11 protein-coding genes are annotated in these 11806 nt (G+C 63.1%); 4 read left to right on the forward strand and 7 right to left on the reverse strand.

From position 1 onward, the window contains the following. Positions 1-19 precede the first annotated feature (19 nt). The 3 genes from RNA01_RS12115 (at position 20) to RNA01_RS12125 (ending at position 3086) form a co-directional block, all read left to right on the forward strand. Positions 20-1693, forward strand: coding sequence for an amidohydrolase (locus tag RNA01_RS12115; protein WP_147180474.1), 1674 nt, complete (start codon positions 20-22; stop codon positions 1691-1693). A gap of 3 nt (positions 1694-1696) precedes the next feature. Continuing rightward, positions 1697-2371: a TetR/AcrR family transcriptional regulator gene (locus tag RNA01_RS12120; protein ID WP_147180475.1), complete on the forward strand. Its 675-nt coding sequence runs from the start codon at positions 1697-1699 to the stop codon at positions 2369-2371. A 64-nt stretch (positions 2372-2435) separates the two neighbouring features. Further along, positions 2436-3086, forward strand: a complete 651-nt coding sequence (locus RNA01_RS12125) for a hypothetical protein (protein ID WP_147180476.1) — start codon at positions 2436-2438, stop codon at positions 3084-3086. A gap of 140 nt (positions 3087-3226) precedes the next feature. On the opposite strand, the gene RNA01_RS12130 is transcribed toward RNA01_RS12125, so the two are convergent. Together RNA01_RS12130 and RNA01_RS12135 are read right to left on the reverse strand one after the other, a co-directional pair. Next, positions 3227-4672 (reverse strand): NAD(P)(+) transhydrogenase (Re/Si-specific) subunit beta, encoded by a 1446-nt coding sequence (locus tag RNA01_RS12130; RefSeq protein ID WP_147180477.1) that lies wholly within the window; start codon positions 4670-4672, stop codon positions 3227-3229. 17 nt (positions 4673-4689) lie between these two features. After that, complete coding sequence (locus RNA01_RS12135) at positions 4690-6261, reverse strand: Re/Si-specific NAD(P)(+) transhydrogenase subunit alpha (protein WP_147180478.1); 1572 nt, start codon at positions 6259-6261, stop codon at positions 4690-4692. Between the two features lie 252 nt (positions 6262-6513). Between RNA01_RS12135 and RNA01_RS12140 the strand changes: the two genes are divergently transcribed. Beyond that, on the forward strand, positions 6514-6678 hold the full coding sequence (locus RNA01_RS12140) for a DUF1328 domain-containing protein (protein ID WP_147180479.1): 165 nt from the start codon (positions 6514-6516) through the stop codon (positions 6676-6678). A gap of 193 nt (positions 6679-6871) precedes the next feature. Here RNA01_RS12140 and RNA01_RS12145 read toward each other — a convergent pair whose 3' ends face one another. From RNA01_RS12145 to iolD, 5 genes are read right to left on the reverse strand one after another with little or no spacing between them, the layout of a single operon-like run. Further along, positions 6872-7987, reverse strand: a complete 1116-nt coding sequence (locus RNA01_RS12145; protein WP_147180480.1) for a Gfo/Idh/MocA family protein — start codon at positions 7985-7987, stop codon at positions 6872-6874. A 42-nt stretch (positions 7988-8029) separates the two neighbouring features. Then, a complete protein-coding gene (iolB, locus tag RNA01_RS12150) occupies positions 8030-8839 on the reverse strand; it encodes a 5-deoxy-glucuronate isomerase (protein WP_147180481.1) in 810 nt (269 codons plus the stop codon). Continuing rightward, positions 8836-9078 carry a hypothetical protein gene (locus RNA01_RS12155; protein WP_174824548.1) on the reverse strand — a complete coding sequence of 81 codons (243 nt, stop codon included), beginning with the start codon at positions 9076-9078 and terminating at the stop codon, positions 8836-8838. The genes iolB and RNA01_RS12155 overlap by 4 nt, the downstream gene beginning before the upstream one ends. Further along, a complete protein-coding gene (iolE, locus tag RNA01_RS12160) occupies positions 9075-9980 on the reverse strand; it encodes a myo-inosose-2 dehydratase (RefSeq protein ID WP_147180482.1) in 906 nt (301 codons plus the stop codon). Before iolE ends, RNA01_RS12155 begins: the two co-directional genes overlap by 4 nt. Before the next feature lie 2 nt (positions 9981-9982). After that, positions 9983-11803, reverse strand: coding sequence for a 3D-(3,5/4)-trihydroxycyclohexane-1,2-dione acylhydrolase (decyclizing) (gene iolD / locus RNA01_RS12165; protein WP_147180483.1), 1821 nt, complete (start codon positions 11801-11803; stop codon positions 9983-9985). Between the last annotated feature and the right edge of the window lie 3 nt (positions 11804-11806).

Consider the following 11806-nt stretch of genomic DNA (forward strand, 5'->3'; position numbering starts at 1 on the left):
CAAGCACGGAACAGAGACAATGAGCACCACCGCCGACATTATCATCCACAACGGCCGCGTCCGGACCATGGATGACTCGCGTCCCTTCGCCGAAGCCGTGGCGCTCGCAGGTAACAGCATCCTTGCCGTCGGCTCCGACGCGGAGGTGAAGGCGCTCGCAGGGACCACGACACGTCTGGTCGATGCCAGGGGCGCAACCGTCATGCCGGGGTTCAACGAAGCCCACATGCATATCTTCGGCGGCTCGGTCGGCCTTGGCCAATTGTCGCTGATGGGCGTCAAGGGCTTCGATGCCCTCAAGTCCGCCGTGCTCGCCTATGCGGCAGCCAATCCGGACATGCCTTTGCTGGAGGCGCTTTATGCTGATTACACCATCTTGTCGGAGGACGAGCGCGTCTCCCGCCACCATCTGGATGCGATCATAGCCGACCGTCCCTTCGTGATGATGGCACCCGATCGTCACACCGCCTGGGCAAACACCGTAGCCCTCGACAAGGCCGGCATCCTCAATGGACGTGACGTTGGCGTCGGCAACGAGATCGTCATGGGTGCGGATGGGCTTGCCGCCGGCGAATTGAGGGAAGGCAATGCCTTCGGCCCGATTATGGCGCTGAGTGCGACTGGCGGTCGGGAAATGCTCGGCGGCGCCACCGGTGGCGACCCGGCTCACGTGACACCGGCGGAAAGGGCGACCGACATCGCCGTCCTCAAGCAGGGTCTCGCCTATTGCGCCTCGCTTGGCATCACCTCATTCCAGAACATGGACGGCAATCTCTATCAGCTGGAAATGCTGCAGGAGATCGAAGATACGCAGGGCCTCCCCGTTCGCGCGCGCATGCCCTTCCACATGAAGAATTTCATGCCGCTCACCGATCTGGAAAAAAAGGCCGCCGCCTGGCGCGCCCGTTTCGACAGCGACAAGCTGCGCTGCAACTTCGTCAAGGTGTTCATGGACGGCGTCACCGAAGGCGAGACCGCCGTCTTCGTCGACGACTACGCCCACAAGCCCGGCTGGAAGGGCGAGCCGCTGTTTTCGGCCGGGCATTTCAACGAGATCGCGGTCGAGGCGGACCGTCTCGGCCTGCCGATCGCCGTCCACGCCATCGGCGACGGCGCGGTGCGCATGGTGCTGGACGGCTATGAAGCGGCAAGGGATGCGAACGGCAAGAGCGATCGGCGCAACCGCGTCGAACATATCGAGGTGGTCCATCCCGACGACATTCCGCGCTTCGCCGAACTCGGCACCGTTGCCTCGATGCAACCGACGCATCCGCCGGGCTCGGCAGGCCTGCCGCTGGAACCCTATCTCACCTATATCGGCCGCGAACGCTGGCCCTATGCCTTCGCCTGGAAAAGACTGGTCGAAGCCGGTGCGAAGATGGTCTTCTCCACCGACTGGCCGGTCTCGCCGCTATCGCCCCTGAGCTGCATTCGTGATGCCATGACCCGCAAACGCTGGGCCGACGACATGCCGGACCAGCGGCTGAGCCTCGACGAGACGCTTGCCGCCTACACCCGTACCGGCGCCTGGGTCGAATTCATGGAGGATCGCAAGGGTGTGTTGAAACCCGGCTATCTGGCAGACGTCGTCGTTCTCTCCGCCGAGATCGGCCAGGCGATCGCACAGGAAACGGCCGACATCGCCGTCGAAATGACGATCTGCGATGGCCGGGTGACCTACGAAAAAAGCTAAACCATGGACGACAACGACCAACCAGCGCCTCCTCTACCCTCCACCCGGACCCCGGGCGCCACCCGCAAGGGAGTGGAAACACGCGCCCGCATCATCAGGGGGGCATTGGAGGCGCTGGAAAGCGGCGGGATGGAGACGCTGACGACCCGCAAGATCGCCGCCAGCGCCGGCGTCAAGCTCGCCACGCTGCATTATTACTTCGACAGCAAGGAAAACCTGCTGCTCGCGGTGCTGGAAGACCTGATCGCCGACATGGCCGAGGCCTACCGGCAGGACATGTCCATGCCGTCCGACCCGGAAGAGCGCATCGAGGCCCTGATCCGCTCGATGTGGCGCTATGTCCAGCGCACCCGCAACAAGCAGCTCGCCCAGACCGAACTCACGCTCTACGCCCTGCGCACCCAGGGCGCGGAGTGGCTCGCCGCGCGCCAGTACAACGCCTACATCGACTTCTATTGCCGATTGGTCTTCCACGGCATGGGCGAACTGACCGAGGAACAGCGCAAGATCGGTACAGCAATCGCCCGCTTCATGCTGATCGGCATCGACGGGCTGATCCTGCAGAACTTCGCGCTCCACAACAACGGTGACACCAATGAGGGTGTGGAGACCCTTGTCATCGCCACCCGCGATCTCCTGCATCGACTGAGATCCGAGGCCGGGATCCAGCCGGGCTGAGCGCACATTCCGCCAGCCCCGTGTTAGGATGGTCGCGAAGTCCACAACAAGCGGCCCGACGATCATGCCCGACACCGGTGAAGCATCCAGGCACCTTCCCCGCCCCAACCGGGTGACGCCGTTCGGCGACCTCGAATCCACCGCGGCACGCGGCGCCCTGATGGGCAATCGCGGCGATCTGCACGGGCAAGACGGCACGATCCGCAGGCACCATCTCGGCAAGGCGTGGATCTGCTGCACGCTCACCGAGAAAAATGGCCGTCGCGCGATCTTCGACACCAAAGGCCACTATACGCCGCTGTTCTTCCACGACGAAACCGTCGCCTTCGCCGCCGGCCACCGCCCCTGCGCCGAATGCCGCCGCGCCGATTTCCTTCGCTTCAAGCGCTATTTCAATCGGGCGACCGGCCTATCGGAAGAGCACTTCGTCGCGGCCGGCGAAATCGATGCCCAGTTGCACCGGCAGCGGCTGGACGGCCGGGAAAAACGCCTCCATCGTGCACGCCTCGTCACCCTGCCGGATGGCGCCTTTTTCATCCTCGAAACCCGGCCGCAGACACCCTTTCTGCTGTGGCGGGGCAAGGCCCATCCATGGAGCCATGAAGGCTATGGCACGCCTGCCGCCTTGCCTGAAGACGGCGACGTGTCCGTCCTGACGCCGCCCTTGATCGTCGGTGTGCTGCGCGCCGGCTATCAGGTCGAGCCCCGTTTCTGATCCCGCAAGAGCCGGTTCATCATGCCATGGCGACACGGCAGGGACCTCACCCTCGAGATCCAATGCGCTTGCCAACAAGAAGGCCGGACGTCTCCGCCCGGCCTTCGTTGTTTTATATGCGGTTTTAAGTGCGGCCGCGCTTACTTGACCATCGGCAGCAGTTCGGAGACAGACTTCTTGGCGTCGCCGTAGAACATCCGCGTATTCTCCTTGTAGAACAGAGGGTTCTCGATGCCGGAATAGCCGGTGCCCTGGCCGCGCTTGGAGACGAAGACCTGCTTGGCCTTCCACACTTCGAGCACCGGCATGCCGGCGATCGGCGAGTTCGGGTCTTCCTGAGCCGCCGGATTGACGATGTCGTTCGAGCCGATGACGATGACGACGTCCGTCGCGGGAAAATCCTCGTTGATCTCGTCCATCTCCAGCACGATGTCGTACGGCACCTTTGCTTCCGCCAAAAGCACGTTCATATGGCCCGGCAGACGTCCGGCCACCGGATGGATGGCAAAGCGCACGGTCTTTCCGGAGGCACGCAGCTTGCGGGTCAGTTCGGAAACCGCCTGCTGCGCCTGCGCCACCGCCATGCCGTAACCCGGCACGATGATCACCGAATCGGCCTCGTTCAAAGCCGCCGCCACGCTTTCGGCATCGATGGCGATCTGCTCGCCCTCGATCTCCATGGCCGGACCCGTCGTGCCGCCGAAACCGCCGAGGATGACCGAGATGAAGGAGCGATTCATCGCCTTGCACATGATGTAGGAGAGGATCGCGCCCGAGGAGCCGACCAGCGCGCCGGTGACGATCAGCAGATCGTTGCCAAGCGTAAAGCCGATCGCCGCCGCCGCCCAGCCGGAATAGCTGTTGAGCATGGAAACCACGACCGGCATGTCGGCGCCGCCGATGCCCATGATCAGGTGGTAGCCGATGAAGAAGGCGAGCAGCGTCATCAAGATCAGCGCCCAGACACCGGCCCCGTTGAAATAGAGCACCAGCAGGATCAGCGAGGCGATGGCTGCGGTGGCGTTGAGCATGTGCCCGCCCGGCAGCTTCTTGGCCTTGCCGTCAACCTTGCCGGCCAGCTTGCCGAAGGCGACGACCGAACCGGTGAAGGTAACGGCACCGATGAACACGCCGAGGAAGACCTCGACCTTGAGGATCGCCACCAGCGCGCCGGTCGGGTCGGCCAGCTTGTGCGCCAGAACACCGGCAAAACCGGTCAACGCATGGCGGGCCGCCTCGTCCATGCCGGCAACGCGGCCGAGATCAAGCTCGGCATTATAGCCGATGAACACGGCAGCCAGACCGACGAACGAGTGGAGTGCGGCAACAAGCTGCGGCATTTCCGTCATCTGCACGCGGGAAGCCACGTAATAGCCCATGACAGAGCCACCGGCGATCATCACCAGAATGATGAGCCAATTGCCGACGCCGGGTCCGAAGACCGTGGCGAAAACGGCAAGCGCCATGCCGGCAATGCCGTACCAGACGGCGCGCTTGGCACTTTCCTGACCGGAAAGCCCGCCGAGCGAGAGGATGAAAAGAACGGCCGCAGCGATATAGGCGGCGGAAACGATACCTATCGTCATGACTTACCCCTCCCCGATCAGGATTTCTGGAACATGGCGAGCATGCGCCGGGTGACAAGGAAGCCGCCGACGATGTTGATCGTGGCGATCAGCACTGAGAGCGCCGCGAGAATCACCACCAGCCAGTTGCCCGAGCCGATCTGCAACAACGCGCCGAGAATGACGATGCCGGAAATGGCGTTCGTCACCGCCATCAGCGGCGTGTGCAGCGAATGGGACACATTCCAGATCACCGAGAAGCCGATGAAGCAGGCGAGCACGAAGACGATGAAATGGCTCATGAACTCCGCCGGAGCATAGGCCCCGACCAGCGCCATGAGCAGACCGCCGATGACCAGCAGGCCGACCTGGCTGCGGGTCTGCGCCTTGAAGGCGGCAATCTCCTTGGCCCGTTTCTCCTCCGGCGTCGGCTCCTTGACCTTCTCCTTCGGCTTGGCCGCGGCGATCGCCTTGATCTTCGGCGGCGGCGGGGGATAAGTGATTTCGCCGTCCTTGGTCACGGTTGCGCCACGGATGACATCGTCTTCCATATTCTGGACGACCTGGCCATCCTTGCCCGGCGTCAGGTCCGTCATCATATGGCGGATATTGGTCGAATAGAGCGTTGAGGCCTGGGCGGCCATACGGCTCGGGAAGTCCGTGTAACCGATGACGGTAACGCCGTTTTCCGAAACGATCTTCTGGTCGGGAACGGTCAGGTCGCAATTGCCGCCCCGTTCGGCCGCCAGGTCGACGACGACCGAACCCGGCTTCATCGCGGCAACCATGTCGGCGAGCCAGAGCTTCGGCGCATCGCGACCCGGAATGAGGGCCGTGGTGATGACGATGTCGATATCAGGCGCCAGCTCGCGGAACTTGGCGAGCTGCTTCTCGCGGAATTCCGGAGACGACGGTGCGGCATAACCGCCGGTCGCCGCGCCGTCCTGGGTCGCCTCGAAATCGAGATAGACGAATTCTGCCCCCATGGATTCGATCTGCTCAGCCACTTCCGGGCGAACGTCGAAGGCATAGGTGATGGCGCCGAGCGAAGTCGCCGTGCCGATCGCGGCAAGACCGGCGACACCGGCGCCAATCACCAGTACCTTGGCCGGCGGCACCTTGCCGGCGGCCGTCACCTGGCCGGTGAAGAAGCGGCCAAAGTTGTTGCCGGCCTCGATCACCGCACGATAGCCGGCGATATTGGCCATCGAGGAGAGCGCGTCCATCTTCTGGGCGCGCGAAATACGCGGCACCATGTCCATGGCGATGACGCTGGCACCCTTCTCTTTGCAGAGCTCCAGCAACTCCTTGTTCTGCGCCGGGTAGAAGAAGGAAATGAGCGTCTTGCCGGGACCGAGCCGCTCCACTTCCGCCGTTTCCGGCGGACGCACCTTGGCGATCACGTCGACACCGGCATAGAGCGCCTCCGCCCCGTCGACCACCGTCACACCGGCGGCGCGATAGGCCTCGTCGGAAAAGCCCGCAGCCTTGCCGGCGCCGGCCTCGATGACGCATTCATAACCCAGCTTCTGCAGCTGAACCGCGCTGTCGGGAGTCATGGCAACGCGTGCCTCGCCCCCGAACAACTCCCGTGGTGAACCGATCTTCACTCCCATCTCCCATCTCGCTTAGGCTAAAGTCCAACAATTGCGGCGTGAAAACGAGCAGAATGCGACGTCGCTGTCCAGCCCACTTTCCCCCTGATGTACGGGTTTCGCGCGGAACATACAGCTACGTCAACGATTTATTGACAACTGTCGCGATCTGCCGCGCTTGATCCGTCGGCTTATCTCATGCCTCGCATGGAACAAATCCGCCGGGCCGCGGTTGAATGGTCGGATATCAAGAAAATGGAGTAGACCATGCTGCAATGGATCCTGATCTTTCTGGCGATCGCCGCCGTCGCCAGCCTGCTGGGTTTCCGCGGGGTCGCCGGCGCGTCAGCGGGAATCGCCAAAGTTCTGATCTTCGTCGTGCTGGTCATCTTCATCATCGCGCTTTTCGCCGGCTTCATCGTCGTCGCCTGACCGCGCAAGTCCTGGCACACCGACGCCATCGCCACGCCGGGAAGCTAGGTCGTTGCCAAAGACCGACGCAAATGCGGGACCGTTGTGCCGAGTACGAGTGCACTTTGGCCGCGCTCAAGGAAGGCAGAACCTTCGACGTTCATAAGAGTGCCCCCATGCGGCGGTCAATCCGCCACAGGGCAAAGGGTGGCGATCAGCCGACCGTCACCCAGCGCTGTTCGGCAAAGGACTGCGCCATCGCGTGGACACTGCGCTCGATGCGCAGGCCGTCGTCGAAACCGATCACATGCGCCTTGTCACCGCCGATCGCGGCAATCAACTCGCGGCATTCGATGACCTTCAGGTCGTTGAAGCCGAGACCGTGGCCGGGCGCGGGGATGAAACGGTCGTAGGGCTTGTGGTGGGGTGCAGCCAGAATGGTGCGGAAGCCCTGCTCTTCCGGTCGACCGGACGCCTGATAGAGCTGGAACTCGTTCATGCGCTCCTGGTCGAACAGGATGGAGCCGGCCGAGCCGAAGATCTGCACCGCGATGCGCCCCTTGCGGCCCCAGGCCGAACGATTGGCCATCAGCGCCGCGGAAATGCCGCCCTCGAGGCGCAGAAGCACGCTGGCGATGTCGTGATTCTCGACCGTCCGGCTTCCGCCCTCGGTCAGCGGCCGTGTCTCATAGGGTTTCACCATGTCTGTCACCACCACCTCGACATGGCCGAACAGCGTGAACAGCAGCGAGAGTGGATGGACGGCGAAATCATCGAGCGCGCCATAGCCGGACGAGGCTTCGCTCTTCCAATAAAAGGGCTGGGCCGGGTCGGCCATGAAATCCTCGTCCATCTCGACGCGGACATGGTTGACCGCACCGATCGCGCCCTCGTCGATCAGCCGGCGGATATGGCGGATCATCGGGTTCTGAATGTAGTTGTAGCCCATGACCGCGACCTTGCCCGACCGGGCGGCGGCGTCGCGCATGCGGGTCGCATCCGCCAGCGCCGGCGCCATCGGCTTTTCGCACCAGACATGCTTGCCGGCTTCGAGGGCTGCGATCGCCATTTCGGCATGGAAGGCGTTAGGCGTCGTCACCGAGATCACGTCGATCGACGGGTCGGACAACAGGTCGCGCCAGTCGCCGGTCGACTTGGCAAAGCCGAGCTCTGTCGCCTTCTTGGCGGCAAGCTCGGCATTGACCTCGGCGAGCGTTACCAGACGCGGCCGATCGACGTCGCCGAAAATGCTTGAAACATTGTTCCACGCCAGCGCGTGGCACTTGCCCATATAGCCCGTGCCGATGAGCCCGATGCCGAGACCCGCCATGTCTTCCTCCCAGAAGTCGATAGGTGAAATGTCGATCAACGCTTACGGATTGTCGCGTTTGAAAATCCACTCGTGATCGGGATGGTTCTGGAACCGCCACTTGCGCAAGGGGCCGGCCATGACGTTCAAGTAATACATCTCATAGCCATAGGGCGCGCCGCAGGGGTGGTGCCCCTTCGGCACCAGCACCACGTCGCCGTCGTTCACCGCCATGGTCTCGTCGAGCGAGCCGTCCTCGGTGAAAACGCGCTGGAAGCCGAAACCCTGGGCCGGATTGAGGCGGTGGTAATAGCTCTCCTCGAGATAGGTCATCTCGGGAAACCTGTCCTCGTCGTGGCGGTGCGGCGGATAGGACGACCAGTTGCCCGACGGCGTGAACACTTCCGTCACCAGAAGCGCGTCAGCGACGTCGCGCTCCTCCATGGCGATCGGATGAATGTAGCGGGTGTTGGCGCCCTTGCCGCGTTCGACCAGCGAGATGCCGGTCGGTCCGATCACCAGCGCCTCGCGGCCGGGCATAGCCGGTGCCGTACAGACAGCAAGCGTGCAGTCGGTGGTGGCGGTCGCCGACCAGTCGGCACCGGCCGGCACGTAGACGCAATGCGGCGGAGTGCGCTCGAAGACGCTCATCCGGTCGCCAAGTTCGCCGAAATCCTTGCCGGCGCCTGAAATCTTGGCCTTGCCCTCGACCAGAACGAGGATGACCTCAGTCTCGCCGGTCGGCTCGGCGGCTTTTTCACCGGCTTTCAGCCGATAGAGGCCGAAGCCAACATAACCCCAGCCGGCATCCGCCGGCGTGATGTCATGCACCTTGCCGGAAGAACCCTTCGGCTTGCGCAACAGATTGGTCATCCCTCGTCTCCCTTGTCGTCCCTGGTCGCCTCGTCCACCGCAGGCGTCGTATCCGGCGCCGGCTTGGCCGCCAGAAACAGCTCGTAGCCCGCGTAGGCCGCCGCTCCGAAGAAGACGATGGCCCAGCCCGCCTCACCGTTCCAAAGTTCGACGAAGGCCCAGGCCGCCGGTGCGACGACGGTCAAGATACGGCGCCAAAGCGGCTTGAAGAACGGATGCTGCGGGTCGAGAAATTTCACGCTGTCTCCTTGTCCAGCCCGGCCTCCCGGGCCATGGCCTTCAGCGATTTCAAACCAAGGTTCTGGTATTCGAAGGGATTGCGGACATCGGGGTCCTGCTCGGCTTCGATGACCAGCCAACCTTGGTAACCATGCTCGGCCGCGATCCGCAAGACCGGCACGAAGTCGACGCCGCCTTCGCTGTCGCCCGGCACGGTGAACACGCCGCGGCGCACGCCTTCGAGGAAGGAGAGATTTTCGTCGCGCACCTGCCGGGCAATCACCGGGCGAATGTTCTTGGCGTGGATATGCCCGACGCGGCTCATGTGGTTCTTCGCAACGCGCTCCGGATTGCCGCCGCCGAACAGGCAATGGCCGGTGTCGAGCAGGAGCTTCGCATGCGGACCGGTATGGGCCATCAGCTTGTCGATCTCTTCCTCGCTCTCGACGATGGTGCCCATGTGATGGTGATAGACCAGCGAAATGCCCTGGGTGGCGGCATATTCGGCCAGCGTCTCAACGCCTGCGCCGAACTTTGCCCAGTCGGCATCGGCAAGTTTCGGACGGTCGTTGACCGCCATCGCATCATTGCCGTGGATGGCATTCGACGTCTCGCAAACGATGATGACCTTCGAACCCATGGCCTTCAGCAGATCAAGCGCCGGCTGCATCGCTTGTCTCTCGTCCTCGACCGACTGGGTGAGCAGGTTCAGCGAATGCCAGCCCGACACATAGCGCAGGCCGCGCGGCTCGAGCACGGCCTTGAGGCCGGCCGGATCCTGCGGAAACTTGTGGCCTTTTTCGATGCCGTCGAAGCCGATCTTCGCCGTCTCATCGAGGCATTGCTCAAGACTGATATGGGCGCCGAGCGTGTGATCGTCATCGTTCGACCAGGCAATCGGATTGGTACCGTAGAAGATCATGCTTAGCGTCTTTCCTTCAGAGCCGCCTCATAGCGGGCACGGGCTTCAGTGACTTGCGCGCGGGGCGAAACCTCCGGAACGGCGACGTCCCAGAAATACCCGCCGGCGTCCGGCGTCGGATAGGGGTCGGTATCGATGACGATGACTGTGGTGACCGTCGCTTCACGGGCGGCGGCAAGCGCCTCTTCCAGTTCCGCGATCGAGGCGACCTTGCGGGCGCTCGCCCCCATGGAGGCGGCATGGGCGGCAAAGTCGATGGAGATGGGGTTCACGTTGGTGTGGGCATAGAGATTGTTGAACTCGGCCCCGCCGGTTCCCATCTGCAACCGGTTGATACAGCCATAGCCACGGTTGTCGGTGATCACCAGGGTGATCTTGACGCCCATAGCGACAGAGGTCGCCAGCTCCGAATTCATCATCATGTAAGAGCCGTCGCCGACCATGACGATGACGTCGCGGTCGGGTTCGGCCATCTTGACACCAAGACCGCCGGCCACCTCATACCCCATGCAGGAGAAGCCGTATTCCATGTGATAGGAGAGCGGCAACTTGGCCTTCCACAGCTGATGCAACTCGCCGGGCATGGTGCCTGCGGCGCACATGACGACGGTATTGTCGCGCGACTGACGCTGCACGGCGCCGATCACCTGCATGTCGGTGGGAAGTGCATTGCCGTCCATGGGCGGTGCCGTCACGGCATCGGCCTTGGCGAACCAGCCGGCCTTGATGCCGGAATCCGGCGACGTGAAGCGATGATCGCCAAGCGCTTCTGACAGTCTCTCCAACCCGATGCGCGCGTCCGCCGTCAGCGGAATGGCGTCATGCTTGGCGCTGTCATAGGCCTGCACATTAAGGGCCAGGATACGCCGATCCGGGTTCTTGAACAGCGCCCAGGAACCGGTGGTGAAATCCTGGAAGCGCGTTCCGACGCCGAACACCAGATCGGCCTTCTCGGTGATGGTGTTGGCGCAATCGGCACCGGTCACGCCGACCGGGCCGAAGTTCTGTTCATGATCCCAGGCGAGCGCCGACTTACCCGCCTGGGTCTCGACGACCGGAATGCCGTGCTTTTCAACAAAGCCCTTCAGCGTCTCGGTCGCACCGGAAAAATGCACGCCGCCGCCGGCGACGATGACCGGGTTTTTCGCCGCCTTCAACGCCGCAACCGCCGCCTCGAATTCCTGCGCGTCGGGCTCCGGCCGGCGCTGGCGCCAAACCTTTGGCTCAAAGAAGCTCTCGGGATAATCGTAAGCCTCGGCTTGCACATCCTGGCAGAAAGACAGCGTCACCGGCCCGCAATCGGCAGGATCGGTCATGGTGCGCATGGCGCGCGGCAGCGCTGTCAAAAGCTGCTCGGGGCGCATGATACGGTCGAAATAGCGAGAAACAGGCTTGAAGCAGTCGTTGACGGTCATCGTGCCGTCGCCGAAGTCTTCCAACTGCTGAAGGACCGGATCGGGGCCGCGATTGGCGAAGACATCGCCCGGCACGAACAGCACTGGCAGGCGGTTCACATGGGCAAGCGCTGCCGCCGTCACCATATTGGCCGCGCCCGGACCGATTGATGACGTCACCGCCATGGCACGGCGCCGGCGCAACTGTTTCGTATAGGCGATCGCGGCATGCGCCATCGACTGTTCGTTCTGGCCGCGCAAAGTCTGCAACCGATCCCGGACGCCGTGAAGCGCCTCGCCGATACCGGCGACATTGCCGTGGCCAAAAATCGCCCAGACACCGGCGATATAGGGAACGCCATCCTCGTTCATCTGATTGGCGAGGTAGCGCATCATGGCCTGCGCCGCCGTCAGTCTCACCGTCTTCATGCC

It is taken from the genome of Paenirhizobium naphthalenivorans, assembly GCF_007992095.1.
In the GTDB taxonomy this organism is placed as follows: Bacteria; Pseudomonadota; Alphaproteobacteria; order Rhizobiales; family Rhizobiaceae; genus Allorhizobium; species Allorhizobium naphthalenivorans.

What these genes read in the sequence shown, in the direction of transcription:
- RNA01_RS12115 (WP_147180474.1), top strand. Translation starts at nt 20, where the DNA reads ATGAGCACCACCGCCGACATTATCATCCACAACGGCCGCGTCCGGACC.
- RNA01_RS12120 (WP_147180475.1), top strand. Translation starts at nt 1,697, where the DNA reads ATGGACGACAACGACCAACCAGCGCCTCCTCTACCCTCCACCCGGACC.
- RNA01_RS12125 (WP_147180476.1), top strand. Translation starts at nt 2,436, where the DNA reads ATGCCCGACACCGGTGAAGCATCCAGGCACCTTCCCCGCCCCAACCGG.
- RNA01_RS12130 (WP_147180477.1), bottom strand. Translation starts at nt 4,672, where the DNA reads ATGACGATAGGTATCGTTTCCGCCGCCTATATCGCTGCGGCCGTTCTT.
- RNA01_RS12140 (WP_147180479.1), top strand. Translation starts at nt 6,514, where the DNA reads ATGCTGCAATGGATCCTGATCTTTCTGGCGATCGCCGCCGTCGCCAGC.
- RNA01_RS12145 (WP_147180480.1), bottom strand. Translation starts at nt 7,987, where the DNA reads ATGGCGGGTCTCGGCATCGGGCTCATCGGCACGGGCTATATGGGCAAG.
- iolB (WP_147180481.1), bottom strand. Translation starts at nt 8,839, where the DNA reads ATGACCAATCTGTTGCGCAAGCCGAAGGGTTCTTCCGGCAAGGTGCAT.
- iolE (WP_147180482.1), bottom strand. Translation starts at nt 9,980, where the DNA reads ATGATCTTCTACGGTACCAATCCGATTGCCTGGTCGAACGATGACGAT.
- iolD (WP_147180483.1), bottom strand. Translation starts at nt 11,803, where the DNA reads ATGAAGACGGTGAGACTGACGGCGGCGCAGGCCATGATGCGCTACCTC.